The sequence below is a fragment of the Ruminiclostridium herbifermentans genome, assembly GCF_005473905.2.
Lineage (GTDB): Bacteria > Bacillota > Clostridia > Acetivibrionales > DSM-1351 > Ruminiclostridium > Ruminiclostridium herbifermentans.
The window spans coordinates 1511763-1532500 of sequence record NZ_CP061336.1; the positions used below are offsets into that span (position 1 = coordinate 1511763).

At 31.0% G+C, this 20738-nt stretch carries 17 protein-coding genes and 1 pseudogene; 13 read left to right on the top strand and 5 right to left on the bottom strand.

Annotated elements, in window-relative coordinates; genetic code table 11:
• The first annotated feature begins 672 nt into the window (after positions 1–672).
• The gene (locus tag EHE19_RS06505; protein ID WP_137698479.1) at positions 673–963 is read left to right on the top strand and encodes a TnsA endonuclease N-terminal domain-containing protein; all 291 of its coding nucleotides are present in this window, start codon (positions 673–675) and stop codon (positions 961–963) included.
• On the opposite strand, the gene EHE19_RS06510 is transcribed toward EHE19_RS06505, so the two are convergent.
• From EHE19_RS06510 to EHE19_RS20125, 3 genes and pseudogenes are all read right to left on the bottom strand, one after another.
• Positions 942–1937, bottom strand: a complete 996-nt coding sequence (locus EHE19_RS06510; protein WP_137698478.1) for a hypothetical protein — start codon at positions 1935–1937, stop codon at positions 942–944. The two genes, EHE19_RS06505 and EHE19_RS06510, sit on opposite strands and share 22 nt — an antisense overlap.
• Before the next feature lie 63 nt (positions 1938–2000).
• Positions 2001–2660, bottom strand: a complete 660-nt coding sequence (locus EHE19_RS06515; RefSeq protein WP_137698477.1) for a SpoIID/LytB domain-containing protein — start codon at positions 2658–2660, stop codon at positions 2001–2003.
• 144 nt (positions 2661–2804) lie between these two features.
• Positions 2805–3071 (bottom strand): annotated as a pseudogene (locus EHE19_RS20125) (carboxypeptidase-like regulatory domain-containing protein); the annotation flags it as partial.
• Positions 3072–3997: 926 nt separating this feature from the next.
• On the opposite strand from EHE19_RS20125, the gene EHE19_RS06525 reads away from it, so the two are divergent.
• The 7 genes from EHE19_RS06525 (at position 3998) to EHE19_RS06555 (ending at position 12503) form a co-directional block, all read left to right on the top strand.
• A complete protein-coding gene (locus tag EHE19_RS06525) occupies positions 3998–5605 on the top strand; it encodes an ABC-three component system protein (protein ID WP_137698476.1) in 1608 nt (535 codons plus the stop codon).
• 15 nt (positions 5606–5620) lie between these two features.
• On the top strand, positions 5621–6382 hold the full coding sequence (locus EHE19_RS06530; RefSeq protein ID WP_137698475.1) for an ABC-three component system middle component 1: 762 nt from the start codon (positions 5621–5623) through the stop codon (positions 6380–6382).
• Positions 6372–8792: an AAA family ATPase gene (locus EHE19_RS06535; RefSeq protein WP_137698474.1), complete on the top strand. Its 2421-nt coding sequence runs from the start codon at positions 6372–6374 to the stop codon at positions 8790–8792. The genes EHE19_RS06530 and EHE19_RS06535 overlap by 11 nt, the downstream gene beginning before the upstream one ends.
• 251 nt (positions 8793–9043) lie before the next feature.
• Positions 9044–9421 (top strand): hypothetical protein, encoded by a 378-nt coding sequence (locus tag EHE19_RS06540; RefSeq protein ID WP_137698473.1) that lies wholly within the window; start codon positions 9044–9046, stop codon positions 9419–9421.
• 94 nt (positions 9422–9515) lie between these two features.
• The gene (locus EHE19_RS06545; protein ID WP_137698472.1) at positions 9516–10364 is read left to right on the top strand and encodes a PIG-L deacetylase family protein; all 849 of its coding nucleotides are present in this window, start codon (positions 9516–9518) and stop codon (positions 10362–10364) included.
• Between the two features lie 332 nt (positions 10365–10696).
• Positions 10697–11431, top strand: coding sequence for a class I SAM-dependent methyltransferase (locus EHE19_RS06550; RefSeq protein ID WP_137698471.1), 735 nt, complete (start codon positions 10697–10699; stop codon positions 11429–11431).
• A gap of 115 nt (positions 11432–11546) precedes the next feature.
• Entirely contained in the window at positions 11547–12503 is a 957-nt protein-coding gene (locus EHE19_RS06555) for an alpha/beta hydrolase (RefSeq protein WP_137698470.1), read from the top strand.
• 424 nt (positions 12504–12927) lie between these two features.
• Here the strand turns inward: EHE19_RS06555 and EHE19_RS06560 are convergent, their stop codons facing one another.
• Positions 12928–13728, bottom strand: coding sequence for a hypothetical protein (locus tag EHE19_RS06560; RefSeq protein ID WP_137698469.1), 801 nt, complete (start codon positions 13726–13728; stop codon positions 12928–12930).
• Positions 13729–13868: 140 nt separating this feature from the next.
• Entirely contained in the window at positions 13869–14642 is a 774-nt protein-coding gene (locus EHE19_RS06565; protein WP_137698468.1) for a hypothetical protein, read from the bottom strand.
• Positions 14643–15099: 457 nt separating this feature from the next.
• On the opposite strand from EHE19_RS06565, the gene EHE19_RS06570 reads away from it, so the two are divergent.
• The 5 genes from EHE19_RS06570 to EHE19_RS06590 all read left to right on the top strand — a co-directional run bounded on the left by EHE19_RS06570 (position 15100) and on the right by EHE19_RS06590 (position 20609).
• A complete protein-coding gene (locus EHE19_RS06570; RefSeq protein ID WP_137698467.1) occupies positions 15100–15456 on the top strand; it encodes a hypothetical protein in 357 nt (118 codons plus the stop codon).
• Between the two features lie 408 nt (positions 15457–15864).
• Complete coding sequence (gene cooS, locus EHE19_RS06575) at positions 15865–17880, top strand: anaerobic carbon-monoxide dehydrogenase catalytic subunit (protein ID WP_137698466.1); 2016 nt, start codon at positions 15865–15867, stop codon at positions 17878–17880.
• A gap of 117 nt (positions 17881–17997) precedes the next feature.
• Positions 17998–18984, top strand: a complete 987-nt coding sequence (locus EHE19_RS06580; protein WP_137698465.1) for an ABC transporter substrate-binding protein — start codon at positions 17998–18000, stop codon at positions 18982–18984.
• An 85-nt stretch (positions 18985–19069) separates the two neighbouring features.
• Positions 19070–19837 (top strand): ABC transporter permease, encoded by a 768-nt coding sequence (locus EHE19_RS06585; protein ID WP_137698464.1) that lies wholly within the window; start codon positions 19070–19072, stop codon positions 19835–19837.
• Positions 19824–20609: an ABC transporter ATP-binding protein gene (locus tag EHE19_RS06590; RefSeq protein WP_483314002.1), complete on the top strand. Its 786-nt coding sequence runs from the start codon at positions 19824–19826 to the stop codon at positions 20607–20609. Before EHE19_RS06585 ends, EHE19_RS06590 begins: the two co-directional genes overlap by 14 nt.
• Positions 20610–20738: the final 129 nt, after the last annotated feature.

Below are 20738 nucleotides of genomic sequence, written 5' to 3' on the forward strand. Positions count from 1 at the left end.
GATGCATTAATTTTTTTCATGTTATTATGAGGCAGGGCCAGCAGCTCTTTGAATGTGTAGTTTCTCATAAAGTTTGGTACTAGGGTTCATTACAAAAATTTATTAGTAGTGTCCTGTAATATAACTCTAGTGCATTATACAAGGATATAATCACTTTCCGTACCAAACTTTAGCGAGTCTAGTTCCAAACTATTCGAGAAACCACAACAATTTTTGGGCTTCGTTAATCAAATAAATATTGCGTTTCTAATAGTATACAATTAGATGTCCCAGTTTAATAAAGTCGTATACTAGATAATAAAGTTGTGTACTGAATAAAAAAGATGTGTACCAAATTCAAATTAAAATTAATTGGTATGCATTTTTTTTATGGTGTAATTTTATAAAACAGATTGGAGTATTTAAATATAGTTTGTATATAATCATCCTTTTTATGGTATACATAGCGTATAGAGGATGATTTTTCTATGGCTAAAAGAAAATGTGAGAGCAGACATGATTTTTATGTAATATGGATAGAAGAAGGCTATGCACAAGATATAGGGAAATAATATATACCTTGTCTGACAAATCTATAATATTCCGTCAAAAGGAAGAGCTACGAGGCTATATGGAATAAAAATAGACAGGTAGCATGATGTTTTTTAGGACAAGGAGAAAAAGTATCTATACATTCTTGAATTTGCTGATTGCGTTAAGGGTATTCGTGAACAATACCCTCTCTTTACTCTTAAGCAGACAATGGTTATTTCAGATGAACTCGGAATTGAACATCCCAAAGATCCTGTTACTGGTGAAAACATAATAATGACTACGGATTTTCTTATTACGATTGAAAAAAATGATCAGCTTCTGCAATTAGCTCGTACTTTGAAGAATCCTAAAGAACTTGATAATTATAGACAGATTGAAAAATTTGAGATAGAAAGACGATACTGTATTTACTTTATTGATACCTTATAAGTACTATTACCTAAATAATACTTTAATAAATTAGTTATTTCATTCTTATCTGATTTATGTTGCTGTTCTGAGAAATATGCATTATTAACATTAGGTTTTACAAGTTCAATTATTATGTTTCTCTGGACATTATCATACATTAAAATATTATGGTCAATACGTGGCAAATACCCGATTGCACCAGTTATTATTGTATAACCCGCTTCATATTTTCCTTCATCGGAGGATACAGGCTTTTGAGGTAAAGAAATTACGGTACCATTTTTGGAGACATTATACTTTTCAGACAAATCGGTTATTATGATAAAAGAGTCGTCAATTTCCTTTTTTGAGTCACTATCAATTACTTTAATAATCCATTTACCTTGTTTTATATCAGATATATTTTTATGTTCTACAACGTTATTTATCAAAGTGTCTTCCGTAATAAAGTATTTGTTACTACCTTTACTTTCACTAAAATAATAGTTTAATAAATCATCTATACTTTTTTTATTTACAGGATTAAGGATTTCTATGTAGTTTTCATTGTTTGTATTTTGAGATTTTGATAACTCTGCATTTAATATTGTTCCTTCAGTATAAATACAGGTATCATTTTCAATTATTGGTAAGTATCCTTCTGAATAAATAATAAAAGTATATCCTTTTTGATACCTCCCTGTATTTGGGGAAAAAGGACTTTGCGGTATATTAATTATATTATCAGTTTCTGTTAGTTCATACTTATTGTTCAAATCAGGTATTACCACAAGATAATTTTTAATTTTTTCTTTTGTTTCACTATCTATTATATTAAAAGTCAGATCGAATTGATTTTCTTTAATATTAGACTTGTTTTCTATATTTGATACTTCATTAATTAACTTATTTTGGTTGATATTTTGAGCACTGTTATATTTATACACAGAAAATGCTAATAAGCAAACCAAAGCAATTATACTACTTGATAAAATAATTTTTCTCTTAGTCATAATATTCCTTTCTTATTGTTTACCCAGGAGGTTTAAAATGCCTCTTGGGTAAACTTATTACATTTAGTTATATGTACCTGTAACTACTGATGCTCCTGTATAATAATGTGGAAGGATATCAGTATATAAATAGCCATTTGTAACATAACCGGCTGTTCCATCCTGACACAAGCCTACTCCATGCCCATCAGTTGCTGGAATAGCATATTTTGTTGGATCATATGGACAGCTAACACTTACAAGATAGGAAACGTCCGTCCCCCAGACATCTTTACAACTTTTTGTGTTTCCTGAACAGGAGTTAAAAAAGAATGCATGAACATATTTTATATTCCAATTATATGGAGAACCACTTACTAGTGCAGGTATTTTTTTAGCAGTATCATTTGTTGCTGTCGTAGCATAGCTATTTGTAAGATTAGGGTTATAAACCTGACAACATGTAGAGTCACAAACATCGTAAGAGCTACCATGTTTTCTATCAAAATATGTGGAATATGTAGCATAACCTCTTGCTGCTATTGCTTGAGTTCTGTAGATCTCTTTAATTTGTTCAACAGTTTTACCACCCATCTTATCTCCAATTTCACCAGGTATAACTCTAGATATATAAGTTTCTAGGGGGACAGTTTCGATTGTATTTGTGGCTTTCCTAAGAACTTTTATATTTGTTGGAACATATGGAGTAGGTCCTGCAGTATTAAAAATCTGTTTTAATACCATGTCATTTGTTAAACCCGATTTTTTTGACTCACTGAATGATAGTGCGGGTCCGGGGGCACCTTCTATTTGGGTTTGACGCTTAAATGTATCTATGATTTCCGTACTTTTTGATATTTCAAAAGATAAATTAGTTTCACCTGCAAACACAGGGTAGGCTATATACGAAGCAGTTTTATATCCTTTATACTGAATATACCAGTCATAATCACATATTTTAAGATCATTAATTAAGAACTCTCCATTCTTATCAGTTGCAATAGAATTTGTGGTATTATCCTCTCTATTAAAATATTTTACAATTGCATTGCTGAGTTTTTCTCCAGTAGAAGGATCTGTGACACTACCTTTTACACATGTTTGTATCTGAATTGTTTTAGTGCTATTAGATACATCATCATTTTTAGCATAAATTTAATATTGAGGTATAACAAGCGATAAAGCTAAAGTAATGATTATATATTTTTTTGAAGGTTTAGAAATTGGTCTTTTGTACATTACTGCCTCTTAGACTTTTTGATTTTTGATTAAACTTATGCATAAGTAATATATGTAATTATATACCAAAAATTAACATAAAACAATACAATTAACATAAATTCTGTTTTATGTTAATATAAGTTTTTTTTTATTAAGGCACACACAGAAGAGTTTTTTGTTATTCTATGATTTTTTTATTTGTTAAAAAGTAATTTTAAATAGATATTATATAATTTCTATAATTTTAAATAAAATTGCATTAAATGAAAATGAGATAATACTTACTAGTAGGCTATAAATTTTACATCTTTTTACTTATCAAAGCCATTTTCTATTTTGTTACTTTTACTTGATGATGTAAAATTAAAAGACAGATTGAATATTGGTAAGAATTTGTTTTTTTAAAAACAGAATGGAAATTTTAAATACAGTTTATCCATTTTGCATTACTATTTTTCAATTAATATATTTATTATTTTGTAATATGCTCAATAAATGAAATATTCGCATGTAAGCTTATGATTTAAACAACTGCAGAAATTATTAAGGTTATAGACATTAACCTTAGGCTAAGTTGTTTTTATATTGTTTTATATTACAATATGCTTTAGAATATGTTATTATGTGAAAAAATGGATTATAATGTAAATGCAGAGAGTGTGAAAAGTTTTGATAAAAAGTGATATTTCTTACAATTATACTAAAGAAGTTGGTAATACACAGCTTAGTCAAGGATTTATACATAAAGGATTTTGCTGGATATGACTATCAAAAGTGAAAGGTCAAAACTAGAGCTAATTTCCCACTCGCAGTAATTTTGAATTTAAAGGGTGAAATTTGATTGAGGAGGATTGATTGCAATGGAGAAAATGGAGAATATATTTATTCATGATGCTACAGCAACATGGAGTGGTTTTATATATCAGGGTGAGATCGCAATATACTTGGCAGTGAAGAAAATTTGTGAATTAAGGGATGTATATAAATTAGGAATTGATGAGATAGGTTCTAAATATCAAATCGAAGTAGAAAACTGTGAGGATATTGCAATTGTAAACATGGATGAAGAAGGAAAAAGATACATTTCAATTCATCAGGTTAAAAATCAAGATGCTAGTAGCATTGGAGATTATCGACGTCCATTGACACAGCTGATGTTAGAAAAAGGGTTTCATACTAAAGAACATTTAGGAAATCCAGAAGCATATTTGCATGTCAGTAATAAAATAAGTGAAAAAAGTGAGACTGATATAAACCAACATTTGAAAGAATGGGAAGAGAGCATACGAAATTATTTTTTTAAGATGAAAGATCTTATTGTAAAACTTGATAAAGTTGATGATAAGAAATCAATTTTGCAAGAGATAAAGAAAGAAGTACATAATGAGCCAATAAAAATTAATCGTAAGGAATATAATGAACTGAAAAGAAATATTAAAGATACTTGTAATAAGGAGAGTAACAATATTGAAGAATTAAAGCAAGTGATGGGAGAGCTAATTTCTTTTTTAGATAAAAAATTAGGTGCATCTTATATTGATAAGGAGGTACAAGTGTATCAATATGAGGATGGAAATACATTTTGTCGTGGAACAGATATCTTTAAAAAAATAGTAGAACAAGTAAAAAGATACAAGCAGGATGATAAGAATATTACACTTGAGCAATATGAGTATATAACTGATAAATTACTTCATTATATGAGGGGACATGTGATTAAAAGACATCAAAGAAAGCAAAAGGGAGTTACGTTTGAAAAATCGATTGCATTTTGTGACATAATTAATATTTTAAATGATAGTCTTGAAAATTATGAAAAGGAAGCCAATATTCTCGCATTAAGAAGATTGTATGATGAATATTTATCCCAATATTGTGAATTAGTATGCAAAGAAGCTTGTTTGGATTCAGAAGACCAAGCTAAAGAGTGTAAATTACAACAAAATGAATACACAAGAGTAGATTTAAACAATGAGGATTTCAAAAAATTATGTTATAGTTTTAATCCTGATTGCAATAAAACAATTTTTGACCGACGTTGCCTAAACAGTTTACTAGATAAAAATGGGTTAATTAAATCAGTTTTCGAGATTATAAAAAAAGTTCCAGAGCAGAATTTTATGAAAGAAGATGATAAGACAAGATTTGTAATAGACAATAAAAACAATAATGCATTTTTAACTGCTATTTCAAACAGTATTAGTAATGTAGTAGTTGATGATATAGTGCAAGGAATAGAAAATAATGCGGAATTAATTAAACCTATTTTTGAAGCAGACCAGATAATTACTGCTAATTTGAAAGCAAGTAAATCTATTTGGGAAAATAAATATAGTGAAATACAAGAGATATATATAAGAAGTGTAACTGAGATAAACGAAGAGACTAATCAAAACAGTATTTGTAAGCCAAAAAAACCAGAGTTTATCAAGTCAGAGGAGATAATTGGAATACTTTCAAATTATTAATTAGGAGGTAATAAAATGCGAGAATTCATAGAATCAATGTTTGATAGGGAAAAGAAAGTTAAGTTTAATTATCAGGATTATAATACTTTGTTTGTAAAAGAAAAGTATAATACGTTTTATTTATTCTTTTTCTTGAATAATGAAAATGAATTATTAGAATTGAAAGATAAAGCAGGAGAACTATATCAAACAATAAAAGAAAGTAAAGATATATACAAAGTGGATATGGATAAAAACGTAACATGCATATATTGCTTGTGTGTTGAAGATGAAAAATATTATGAAACAGAAGCAACAGGTACAATTAGTGAATTAAGTAAAAAGATTTGTCTCGTTGAAGAAGATTTAAATTACTTCAAAAAGAATGTTTTATTATATACAGATGCTATGGATAAGTTTGCAAGTGAAAATATTGGGGAATTTGATTCACTCTGTCAGGAGAAAATAACTGAAAGCAATTTCCAAGACTATAAAAAAAATAATATCGAAAACTATCAATATGATTTTCTTATGAATTTATTTATCAAACTTCCATTCCTAAATTTTCAAAAATATCTACTAAGGAATAAAAAAGGGTATAGAACAGTGAGCAGCTTTATTGATGAGGAATATAATGAAAAGAAAATTGATAAAGAGCGAATAATTAATGAAATGAATCAGTTGGAAGGGAAAATTGATGATGAAAATATGTTATATGCATGGTTAGATGAGTTAATAAAAAAGAAAACTAATGTCGAAAAAAATATATCTTGTGAGGTGATAAACGATGAAGATTAAAAGTCTAGAAATTTGCAATTTTAAACTCTTTGATAAAAATTTTAATGAGATTAGTAATATATCGGAAGTAGATCTTATTTTATTGAATGGTCCAAATGGATATGGTAAGACTACTATATTTGATGCTATAGAATTCGCATTAACAGGAGAAATAAAACGAATTTATCAATATAGTGATGAACTGGGTGTAAAAAAAAATGACGCATACAATAAGAAAATACTAATTGCAGATGAAACAAAGGAAGCATATATTAAATTGTGCTTAGAAGGAAATAAAGGTGAGATAGAAATTCAGCGGATTTACAATCCAGAAAAAGAAAAATTAAATAAAGTATCTAAAGAAAATAACCCGTATAATATTTTTAAAAAATTTGAAATGAAGTTAATTGTTGATGGACAGGAAATTAAAGAAACTGAAGAAGTGAACAGAACGCTTCAAGAATATCATCTAAATGATATGGGAGATTTTTTTGACAAATGTTGTTTCCTTTCACAAGATGAACATTTAGGATTTTTAAAAAAGGCAAATACAGACAAAGTAGCAGCATTGAAATTTTTATTTGATATTCCATCTGAACAAAAAGATGAAGAAGATAGAGTTGACAAATTAATGAAATCTCTCAAAAATGAGAATAGGACAAAAAATTTGGGATATATAACAAAACTTGAAAATCAAAAAACTAAACTAAATAGTGAAATTGAATCATTAAATAAACATATAAAAGAAGCTACTACAAATAATGAACCTAAAATTAGCTACCAGCGTCTTTTTCCAGAAAAAACAGTATATTGGGATATGGAGAGCATGACATTAGATGGAGAAAAATATGATGAAGCAATAGCAGAAATAGAAAAGTTGATTTATTTTTCGGAAAATCAAGAAGCATGTCTTAATTTTTTATATAATAAACCGTTTAAAGATATAATAGAACCTTTTAGAGGAAATGAAAATATTATTTATACAGACAATCCGCTTGAGTATACATATAGGTATTACCCATTAGTGAAAGATGAAGAAAAACTTGAGACAACATATTTTGAACAGCAAAAATATAATATATTAAAAGAAAATATAAATAAAAGAGAATTACAGAAAATTAACTGGAACTTCATCTCTTCGAAAAAATTGTTAGATGAAGGCGCCATTAATAAAATAAAAGTAAAGTTAGAGCAAGTGTCTCAATTAGAAAAAACGCAAAGTATCGTATCAAAAGTCGTCACAAGTATTACAAAAACAAGAACAACATTAATGAACCTTGTTAATGACGCAGTTCAACAATCTATTATTGATGATAAAACTTGTCCACTATGTGGTGCATCATATTCTGAAAAATATGTGCTGGATCAAAAAATTAAAGCAGAAACAGATATATTACAAGCATTATGTGATAACTCTTCCAAAGAAATTAATGTCATTATTGATAGTTTATATAAAGAGTATTTTGATGCGTTACTAAAGGATATTGAAAATAAACTAAAAGATACTATCTCAGAAGGCATATTTAACAAGTTACAAGAAGTGAAGAAGAATAAATCTCATATGTATAATATAAAAGATTTATTACTAAAATTATCTATTAATTTACCAGAAAAATATACGGAAGATATAATAGAAATTGATAAAGGATATAATGATTTAATTCAAATTATTACTAAAAAGTTAAGAACTGTTCCTCAGGAAATCGAAATACAATTAAATGTAAAAGATTTTATTCATGAATATGAAAAATATTATGACAAAAATGAAGAAAGTTTTATAAAGCTTACAAGTGAAATGCTTCGTACAAAAATTAATTATGTAAAATCATCATTCTTTAATTCCAGTATCAAATTATTAAATGAGAAGAAAAATGAACTTGAGAAAACATTGAATAGACTAGAAGAATTGAATAGAATTTATACAGAATTAAGTAATTATCAAGATGCAATTAAAAAGGGGATTAAGGAATATAAGCGAAAAATAATTCAAGATATAGAACCTCTGTTATATGTATATACTGCAAAAATATTACAACAAAAATTTAATGGAAAGAGTATATATATTAAAACTGATGATGATATGGAGAACATACAATTTATTAACTCTGTAGATGATAAACAGGATATCTTATATAATATGAGTTCTGGACAGCTTGCAGCTGTTTCTTTATCATTTTTGCTCTGTATGAATCAAGTCTATTCAAAACAGGATTTACCTATCCTGTTGATTGATGACCCAATTCAGACAATTGATGACGTAAATATGGTCGGATTGGTCGATATCTTACGCCATGAATTTGATGATAGGCAGATTTTTATTTCTACACATGAACAGAAATTTGAATGGTATCTTGCATATAAGTATAAAATGACTGGAAGAGAAATAAAACCCTTTAATATGAAAAATTTATTGTTACTAAATGATAAGTAGTAGATTACTGCTTGAAACACATAATTATACATTTGCTTTGAATAATAGTTTCGAGAAAATATAAATAATAACAATTGTTATATTGATTCGAAAACAAAATACCATACTGTTTTAAGGAATTAGTGGCATGACAAAAGCTGAGTATGTTAAACTAGTTAATGAGAAATTCCAGTATAATGCAGGTGGAGTTAAAATCATATTAGCTAAAATGTAAATTAATATAATAGGCAAGGTTGAAAGAGAGGAAAAGGATGAATACACATTTAGAAACAGAGTTTTCGAGATGGCTAAGTCGGTATTTTGCATCGGAACTACGAGAAGAGATTAAGGCATTCAATTTTAACTTATATGAAAGTGAAGATGATTATCATGTTCAATTGATTGGTTCAAAAACCCTTCCTGAAGAGGATGATGATTGGGCATGTGATGAAGTGTTTACAACAGGAGAGGATGTATTTCTGGTTTCACGAAAACAGGCTGGTAGTGAATGGAAAGAAGGACTTGAGTTTATAACAAAGCTTGTTAAATGGTATTTAGAGCATGGCAATTATGCTGATGTGTTAAAGAGGGTTAAGGTAATTGGAATAGGTTTTGTTGATGGAGATATTGATATAATATATCAGGGATAGACTGCTTGGCTAGGAAATCCAAAAATTATTTACAAAAGCAATTCTGAAAAGAGTTCGCCTAAAATATATTTACAAAAAGCAGAGGAATCTACATATGAAATTTAAAAAAGCTGATGCCGAATTATTTATACCTGATGGAAAACCTGTTGCTGTTGCATTGAAAAGGACAACTTGTATGGCTATTTCTGCACATCAGGATGATATTGAAATAATGGCTTATCATGGTATTGCACAATGCTTTGGAAGAGATGATGAGTGGTTTTGCGGGGTAGTTGTTACCGATGGTGCTGGAAGCCCAAGGAATGGACGCTATGAGAAATATACAGATGAAGAAATGAAAAAGACTAGAAAACTTGAGCAGAAGAAAGCAGCCTATGTTGGAGAATATGGGGCTTTGGCACTTCTAGGATATACCAGCAGTGAGGCTAAGGATAGAAACAATAAAGAGGTAGTAGAAGAAATTAAAGAACTAATAAAAGAAGCTAAACCAAAGGTTGTTTATACTCATAACCTTGCTGATAAGCATGACACACATGTAGCAGTTGCTATTAGAGTTATAAATGCAATCAGGCTGCTTCCAGAAGAATTTAGACCTCAAAAGGTTTATGGCTGTGAGGTTTGGAGAGGCCTTGATTGGCTCAATAGTGAAGATAAGGTATTATTTGATGTGTCAGCTCACGCAAATATAGCAGCTGCAGTACTTGGTGTTCATGATTCTCAAATATGCGGTGGTAAGAGATACGATTTGGCAACAGAGGGAAGAAGACTTGCAAATGCAACATATTCAGAATCACATAAAACTGATTGCTCAAATGCACTAAGCTATGCAATGGACTTAACTCCATTAATTAAAGATGATTCACTTGATATAAGTCAATATATCCAAAGCTATATCGAACGGTTTCGAAATGATGTCATAGATAGAATCAATGCATTTATGTAACTAGCTTAACAAATATGTTTAATAGACACCTCATATGATAATATGTTATCATATGAGGTGTAATTATTTGGAATTGATGTTATATGGACATGGCTATTTGCGAGTAAGGTATAAATTGTCTTTGGAGAGGGTAATTAAGTGATATATGCTTCAATTGAGTGAATTTTTATTCATTACCTGTATAAACTTTAGAAATACCAATATTCAAATATTAAGATAATGCCTATGATAAATATTCAAAAAAGTGTAGTAAGAAAATGATATAGATATATTTTTTGGCTTTTTACTTTTTGAAAAATTTAAATTGAATTGGTTATTTACGGAGGCTCAAAGTGAAACAAAATAAATATGATGATAGTATTTTTTTTGAAAAGTACAGCAATATGGAGCGCTCAAAAAATGGGCTAGAAGCTGCGGGAGAGTGGCATGAACTTAAAAAGATGATGCCAAATTTTCTGAATAAGAGAGTTTTAGATTTGGGCTGTGGTTTTGGGTGGCATTGTAGGTATGCAGCAGAGAATGGTGCAAAGTCAGCCATCGGAGTAGATATATCACAAAAAATGTTAAGTGAAGCAAGGAAAAAAACAAGTTCTGAAAAGATTCAGTATATTTGTATGCCAATTGAGGAAATAGATTTTCCCACTGATTCTTTTGATGTAGTAATAAGTTCTTTGGCTTTTCATTATATTCAATCATTTGAGGATATTTTAAGCAAAATAAGTAAATGCCTAATAAATGGCGGAGATTTTGTATTTTCTGTGGAACACCCGATTTTTACTGCACAAGGACCACAGGATTGGCACTATGATAAACAGGGGAACAAGCTGCACTGGCCAGTTGACCGATATTATATCGAAAGTGCTCGTAATGCTGTATTTCTAGGGGAGGAAATTTTAAAGTATCATAAAACATTGACGACATACCTAAACGGTCTCATAAAATCAGGGTTTGAAATAACAGGTATTGTTGAGCCCAAACCAGCAGAAGATTTACTAAATACTGTTCCTGAAATGCTGGATGAACTCCGCAGACCAATGATGTTACTTGTGTCATCACGAAAAAAATAATGTACAAAAGTGATGAATGACGCATTGAACTATTTTCTTATACAAGCAAGTATAAAACATCAGATAGTTAAGTTGTTGAGGAGAAAACTTAAATATTTTGGGGGAGATGTGATATATGAAACTTAAAAAAAGAAGTATCCTTATAATAGCTGTAATGGTTATTATGACAGTAGTTGGATGTAGTTCACAAAGCACTCATACTTCTTTAGTACCATCAAATGAAACGGTAGCAGTTTCAACAACAGAATTAACCTCAGTAGAATCAATGGCAGATAAGCAAAATACTTCGAAGAGATTTAAAAAAATCACTATTTCAAGTGTTGCATTACAAAAAGAAATGCGTGTAAATGTATATTTGCCTAAGGAATATAGCCAAAATAAAAAATATCCTGTTCTGTATTTAATTCATGGATACACGGGAAATGAAGATTCTTGGTTTCCTGACCTTCAGGTTGAAAGGAAGGCGGATAAACTTATTGAAAATAAGGAGATCGAGCCATTAATTATTGTTTCTCCACAAATCGATAACAGCTATGGAATCAATTCTGAAGTGTTTTCTATTGAGAACGGTATCGCGCCTTCACATTTTGATAAAGGTATGTACGAAGACTATCTTTACAAGGAATTAATTCCTTATATTGATGCAAATTATAGTACAATTGCATCAAAAGAAGGTCGATATATAGGAGGATTATCTATGGGCGGCTGGGTAGCTTTACATATGGCATTTACTTATACAGATATGTTTAGTAAGGTTGGAGGACATAGTCCAGCAATATTTATAGACCAATACCCAGGTAGTGCAATGGCCTTTTTGTATCCTACTGAAAAACTTAGAAATGAAAGAGATCCCATTCGTGTAGCTGAGAGTAAAGATCTTACAAGCTTAAAAGTGTTTTTAGATTGTGGCGATAATGACAGCTATCAATTTTATGAGGGCTGTGAACAACTGAATGAGATATTAAAGTCAAAGGGTGTAGATTCACAGTATCACTTAAGCGCAGGCGAACATGATGGGGCCTATTGGGAAGCTAATGTTGAAAAATATTTAAAATTCTATGCTGGTAAATAAAGCAGTTGGTTAAACATCAAATTTAGCTTGACTTAAATCAATTATGATTTTAAGCTGATTATAGCCAGTTTACCAAATCTATAGTAAAAGAGAAATAAACTAAACTTGAGAGATTAGATAAATTCTATGCCGAAACAAACTAACCCGGCCATAATGACCGGGTATTTTTATTAAATTTGGTCAATTACGCTAAATATTTGACTTACGGGGACGCTATATATCATAAAATGAAAGTATATTTAGAGTTGTTATTATAAAAGTTTTATTTTCATAGCCCAAATATAATAATGACAGCATTTGACTATAGCAATTATTGTTCAAGTCTTTGTGATGGAATTCGTATAGTGATGACATTTATATCGTTTCAAAAATAAAACTATTGTTTATATTACTGGATATTTAGGTGATTGTAATTAACTATTGCCTATATATCCAATTCAAAATTCAGCGGTCTATACAAAATGCAACATTCAGTAGCTATTTCTTTCGGAATTGAATTAAAAACAGGATGCTCCGCATATTTACCCAATATAGGTTCGCCGTAAATATCATAAACCTGATGAAAACCACAATATTCGGAACTCATTTTTACACTTTTAGGATTGGTTGCTTCTACGAAAATTCCTTTGTAGCCTTTATTGTACGCATCTATAATCAAACATTCAACAAGCTTTATTATTACAAATCTCTTTCTATCTTTAAGTGTTGCTCCTGACATAAAACCATGTACATATTCGTCACCACGGATTTTAGTGCCTGTCTTATGTTCAATTGTACGTACAAGCCTAGCATCTAATTCAGATAGAAAATCGAAAGCAATATTTATAGGAGCAATATTACCTTCAAGCACAGGTAATTCTTCATCAGGATTAAAGTTCTCACAAGCAATTGCGCCTACAACTTTTCCTGAAAGTAAATCTTTTGCAACATAACAAAGATTTTGTTTAGCTATCACATTCAAATAACCATATACAAATTCATACATGTCAACTACAGATAGGTTTAGGGCATTGACCATTGGCTCACTTATATGAACGCCATCCACCTCAACTCCTGCAAAAGATTGGGCAAGGCATTCTGCTGCACCTCTAACTGTCTCTTCATAGTTAGGATTTAATGCTTCAAAGGTTAAGTCTTTAAAGCTAACCGGACAATAAACAATGTCTTTACTATTTATAAATAAGCTAAACTTAATGAGATTAGATAAATTATAAGATAAAAACAAGCCCGGCCATTTTGACCGGGCAGTTTTACTTATATGATAAATAACAAAATATAGAAATTCTTTATTATACGTATAAAATATAAATGTTTATAAGAAATATATAAAAGTGTTATAGTGTAAGCCTAATTATCACAACTTGTCTATGTAACTAATTCAAAATTAAGTGGCCTGTACATTATACGACATTCAGTAGCTATTTCTCTTGGAATTGATTTGAAAACAGGATGCTGTGAGTAGTCACCAAGTATTGGCTCTCCGTAAATATCATAAACCTGATGAAAACCGCAATATTCAGACACCATTTTTATACATCTAGGGTTAGTAGCTTCTCCGATAATTCCTTTGTAGCCTTTGGAGTAAGCATCTAAAATCAAACGTTCAAATAATTTAATAACTACAAACCTTTTTTTATCTTTGAGCCTCGCTGCTCCCATAAATGCATGTACATATTCTTCGTTTTGAATTTTATTAAAAGTCTTATTTTCAATTGTTTCCACAAACCTAGCATCTAGTTCAGCCAGATAATTTAAAATAATATTCATAGGAGCTAAATTGCCTTCAAATACTGGCAATTCGTCATCTGGATTAAAGTTTTCACATGCAAGAGCTCCCATAACCTTTCCCGTATGTATATTCCTTGCTACGTAGCAAAGATTCTGGTTAGATACTTCAGATAAATAAGCATATACATACTCAAACATGTCATTTGCTGATAGTTTGCAGGCGGTAGTCATTGGCTCACTTATATGTACGCCATCTATCTCCACTCCTGCAAAAGATTCTGCAAGACATTCAGCTGCACCTCTAACAGCTTCGTAATCTTTTGGATCTAATACTTCGAAGGATAAGTCTTGAAAACTAACCGGACAAAATACAACGTCTTTCAACATTACAGTATTTACAGCAGTACTCATAACATTTTCCTCCTTTATTATGTTTTATTAATAGTATACAAAAATAAGTAATACATAAAAATATACCATTAATTGTAATTAGTTTACTTCTATTTATTCAGCCAGTCAATAGTATTATCGTCATAATTAGAGCTAGGACCATTGATACAAGCTTTCTAGTAATTTGTATAGTCGACCTAATAAAGTAGATATTTGGTGATTAGTTGATTTAAATATAAAGTTTTTTACTGATATATTCAGTATTATACAGCCATACGCCATTTATAAATAAAGTAAAATAAGAAATTGAAAGTGCGGTAGAAATAGAGTTAATTGAAATCACGATAATTAAAATGAATTATATTAACTTACTAACTAATCACATAGTTGACAATGTTAGACAAACAATCTATAATTTTGATAGAGTATATAAAACTGTAAGATATATTTAAAATTTTTAATGCTAGGAGGCTGTTGAATGTATAAAATTGAGGTTGAATCTGCAAAAAAAGTAATAAAAGCAACTATATCTGGTATGCTAAGTTTAGATGATGTTAAAAATTATCAGGATGAGTTAATAACAACATGTTCCAAATTAAATATAAGTGAATATGTGCTTATTATTGATGCACGTGAACAAAAGGCAATGTCACAAGATGCAATTCCGTATGTAGAGCAAATTATGAAGTTTTATGCTGACACCCCATTTAAAAAAAGGTTTTCAGTTATGTTAGAATCAGCGATAGCTATGTCGCAGGTAAATAGGGTAGGGAAAAAAGAAGTTGAATTATTTGAACTTGTTACTAGTGTTGAAGAAGCTTATGCAAAGATATAAAGCTACATAGTAGTGTACATAAATATTATGAAAGGGCTTGATTTCGATATAATTCGAAGTTAAGCCTTTTTGCATGTATTTCATATATTTTTAGAGAATCTCTCAGTATTTCTTAAGCAGCACAAAATCATCTTATTCAAAGAGTTGATCTAGTGCTGTTATTCTTTTTAATCACAATAGCTGGGGAAGAACAATATTTGGATGTTTTATTTAAGAGCCAATTCATTAATTATATGATTCCTGTTTGTTTGTAAATATGAATTATTTATGTCTGAAGCTTATAAACTTATTCATAGTAAGTCACTATGAAAAAATCGGATTATATATTGACATTTATTAGTGAACCTCTTATAATGAATAAAATCATATTAAATATATAGGAAATATAGGCTAAAAGAGGGCGATTATTTGAGTATATTGATTCAATTTGAATTAAAGAGATACCATCATTTAAAATTTGGTGATAATGAAAGTCATCACCATCACAATAGTTCTGGTTGTAATGATTATGCAACTGCTATTGCAGAATATAGAAAAAGCTTTGCATCAAAAAAAGATGTTATTGAGCAGACACCTGACCCAGCTGTAAAGGATATGCTTTTACATATGAATGAAAAGGGTATTGAAACAGTTTTTGATCGGTTTGATGAACAAAAGCCTCAGTGCAGCTTTGGGTTAGCAGGTGTTTGTTGTAAAAATTGCACCATGGGGCCATGTAAAATTACAAAGAAAACTCCAAGGGGAGTTTGTGGAGCTGATGCAGATGTAATTGTAGCCAGAAATTTGCTCAGAAGTATTGCTGCTGGTGTTGCAGCACATGGAGCAAGGGGAAGAGAGTGCATGTTAGCATTAAAATATGCTGCTGAAGGGAAAATAGATATACCTATAGAGGGAGAGGCTAAAATACTAGCTTCAGCAAAGGCCTTTGGCATTGAGACTGAGGATAAAACAATTACAGAATTAGCGGCATTGGTAGCAGATATACTTTTAGAGGACTTATCAAGAACAGTACCTGCACCACATAAGACACTTCATGCCTTTGCTTCAAAAGAAAGGATAAAAACGTGGAGTGATTTGGATATTATACCAATCAGTCCATATCATGAGGTTTTTGAAAGCTTACATAGAACAAGCACTGGTAATGATGGATATTGGAAAAACTTGTTAAAGCAGATGCTAAGAAGTGGTGTAGCCTTTGCTTGGTCAAGTGTTTTAGGTTCTTCAATTGCAATGGATAGTCTTTTTGGACTTCCTACTCGCAGTACCTCAAAGGTTAACTTAGGTGCTTTAGAAAAAGGATATGTCAATATTGCAGTGCATGGACATTCTCCGGTTTTAGTGAGCCAGATTGTTAAGTTTGGAAAAACTGATGAATTTATAAGCCTAGCGAAAGAAAAAGGGGCTCTAGGAATTAAATTTTATGGCATCTGCTGTTCGGGACTTTCTGCCATGTATAGGTATGGAGGGGTTATTCCATTATCTAATGCAATTGGAGCAGAATTGGTGCTGGGAACAGGCGCTTTAGACCTTTGGGTGGCAGATGTTCAGGATGTATTTCCTTCAATTATGGATGTCGCAAAATGCTTTAAAACTACAGTGGTAACCACTAACGATTCGGCGAGATTACCTGGTGCGGAGCACTTTGGATATGACCATGATCATTCTAATATGGATCAGACTAATGCTCTGGCAAGAAAAATTCTACTAAGGGCAATTGAAAGCTTTGCAGATAGAAGAGAAATACCTGTTCATATTCCGAAATATGAAGCTGAAGCAGAGGTGGGGTTTTCCTTAGAGTATATTAATAAGTATTATGGTGGCTTAAACCCTATTGTGGATGCAATTAAAAGCGGAGAAATTTTAGGAATTATTAATCTTGTGGGCTGTAATAATCCTAGAATTATTTATGAAAAAGCAGTTGTTGAACTGGCTGATATATTGATTAAAAACAATATTTTAATATTAACTAATGGCTGTGCGTCTTTTCCATTAATGAAGCTGGGATATTGTTCAACAAATGCATTAGAGCTAGCTGGTCATAAATTAAAAGTTTTCTTAAAAGATTTACCGCCTGTTTGGCACATGGGTGAATGCTTGGATAATGCGAGAGCGTCTGCTTTCTTTAAAGCAGTAGCAGAAGCTTCAGGAGTAGCAATTAAGGATATGCCTTATGCCTTTGCAAGTCCAGAATGGTCAAATGAAAAGGGTATCTGTGCCGCTTTAAGTTTTAGATTATTAGGTATAGATTCATATCACTGTGTTTATGTTCCAACACAAGGCTCTGATAATGTAACGGAGTTTATGAAGAATGGAACAAAAGATATTTTAGGTTCAAGAATGATTGTAAATGTAAATCATATAGAATTAGCAAATCAGATTGTAAATGACCTAAAGGAACAGAGAAAAGCCCTTGGATGGGACTGATATTCATGGTTTTGTTTTGTGGAAACGCTAAAAAAATATAATTTGTGGTTCTCTTCTAATATCTAATCATGAAATTACCTAAAATTTTTGGCTCCAAGCGGGCGTGGGAGGTTATATATGAAAGGTATATATAAAATTATTGCGTTAGTTTTATCAATTGGACTTATTATAGGTTTAACTGCTGCTTGTGGAAGTAAAGCAGATGTACAAAATACAACAAACAGTGAAAACACAAATAATAAATCATCTAAAGAAACGGTGAAAATAGCATATTTACCAATTACACATGCGCTGCCTATTTTTGTAGAAAATCAGCTACAAAATCGAACAGGCGATAATTTTAAAATAGAACTTGTTAAATACGGTTCATGGCCTGAACTTATGGATGCACTAAACACAGGCCGTGTAGATGGAGCATCTGTTTTGATTGAACTTGCAATGAAAGCTAAAGAACAGGGAATAGGAATAAAAGCAGTTGCTCTTGGTCATAAGGATGGAAATGTTATTGTAGTAGCAAATGATATAAATTCTGTTGCGGACTTAAAAGGAAAGAACTTTGCAATACCTCATAGACAGTCTTCTCACAATATACTGCTCGGTCAATTGCTCAAAGATGCAGGTCTTACATATAAAGATTTAAAAGTTGTGGAACTTTCTCCGCCAGAAATGCCAGCTGCTCTTGCTCAAGGTCAGATTGCTGGATATTGTGTGGCAGAACCATTTGGGGCAAAGTCTGTTGCAATTAATACAGGTAAGGTTTTAGCCGATTCAAAAGAACTTTGGGAGGACTCTATCTGCTGCTCTTTAGTTCTTACTGAAAGCTTTATAAATGACAAGCATGATATTGCGCAAAAGCTTACTAAACAATATAACGAAGCTGGAAAATATATTGAAGAGCATAAGAAAGAAACTGAGGAGATTGCAAAACAGTATTTAAAGCTCGATGACAATGTATATAATTTGTCAATGAAATGGATTTCATTTGATGATTTGAGAATTACTAAAGGGGCATATACTGATCTCACAAAAAGGCTTATTGAGTTTGATATTTCAAAGACACCTCCTACTTATGATGATTTTATAGATGATTCACTCTTTGGTTAATAGAAAAAGCATTGCAGATGTTGATTTTATCAATAGAATTTAGCATCAAATTATTAATTTTGAAATAGAAAATGGGGGCTAATGAATGAAAAAAGTAATTCATATTGTCGTATCTTTTACAGCTTTAATTTTAATATGGCTGCTTGCTGTAATTTTTGGAAATTGGAATAAAGCACTGCTTCCTTCCCCTCTCAATGTAGTAGAGGGTTTCAAAGAAATGGTTTATAGTGGAGTTTTGTTAACAAGTATTTTAGATAGTATGTTGAGGTTTGCCATCGGTTATTGTATAGCAGTTATTACTGGGGTAACATTAGGACTGATATTAGGCTGGTTTAGAGGTGTATGGAACTATATAAATCCAATTGTCCAACTGCTAAGGCCAATTTCACCAATTGCATGGCTTCCATTTATTGTATTATGGTTTGGAATTGGTGATTTACCAGCCATTGTTATAATTTTTATTGCAGCATTTTTTCCTATTCTGCTGACTACAGTAACAGCAGTAAGTAAAGTAGACCAGACATACATAAAGGTTGCAAGGAATTTTGGCATAAAAGGCGTAAGCTTTCTCACCAAAATTGTTCTTCCATCAGCATTCCCATATATTGCTACAAGTCTTCATCTAGCACTGGGAACTGCTTGGGTATTTTTGGTGGCAGGAGAAATGGTGGGAGCACAGACTGGCCTAGGTTATTTGATAATTGACTCTAGAAATAATTTGAGAGCAGATATGTTGCTGTCAAGTATAATTGTTATTGGATTAATTGGGTTAATATTAGATAGTCTAATTGGTTTAATAGAAAAGAGTATATTAAACAAATTTGGATTTGTGGCTAATGATGGGAGGACTTGATTTGTATATAAAAGTTGAAGATGTATCAAAACAATATGTACAAAATAATAAAGTATTTCAAGCTATGGAGCATGTTTCGTTAAACATTGAAAGAGGAGAATTTATTTGCTTGCTAGGTCCTAGTGGTTGTGGAAAGACTACGCTGCTCAATTCCATTGCAGGCTTTGAAAGAGTAAGCAGTGGAAGGATTACAATAGATGGAAATGAAGTAACAGAGCCATCAAATAAAAATGTAACGATATTTCAGAATTATGGACTGCTTCCATGGCGAACAGTAAAGAAAAATGTTGAGTTGGGGCTAGAGGGCAAAAAACTCTCTAAAAAGGAACGGGCTGAAATTGCAGATAAATTCATTAATATTGTCGGCTTAAGTGAATTTAGTAAAAGTCATCCCAATCAGCTTTCTGGAGGCATGCAGCAGCGTGTTGCCATTGCGCGCGCTCTTGCAGTAGATCCTGAAATAATATTTATGGATGAGCCATTTGGGGCATTAGATGCTCTAACAAGATTGAAAATGCAAGATGAGATATCTAGTATATGGGAAAATCAGAAAAAGACTATTATTTTTGTAACACATGATATTGAAGAAGCTGTTTTTCTTGCTGATAGAGTTGTTGTTATGACTCCTAACCCAGGTAAAATTAAGAGCATTATTAATGTTCCTATAGCACGGAAGAGAGATAGAACTAGCCCTGATTTCTTAAAAATTCGAGATAGGATTTTTGATGAATTTGAAATGAAGAAAGCTGATAATACAGAGTATTTAATTTAGTATATAAATTTCACAAATACTGCAGCTGCATAAAAATAAATTAGTACAACTACATCACCATTTGGATATCTCTAAAGGTGATGTTTTTATATTCAAAGACAATTTTTGTACATAATTTACACAATTCAT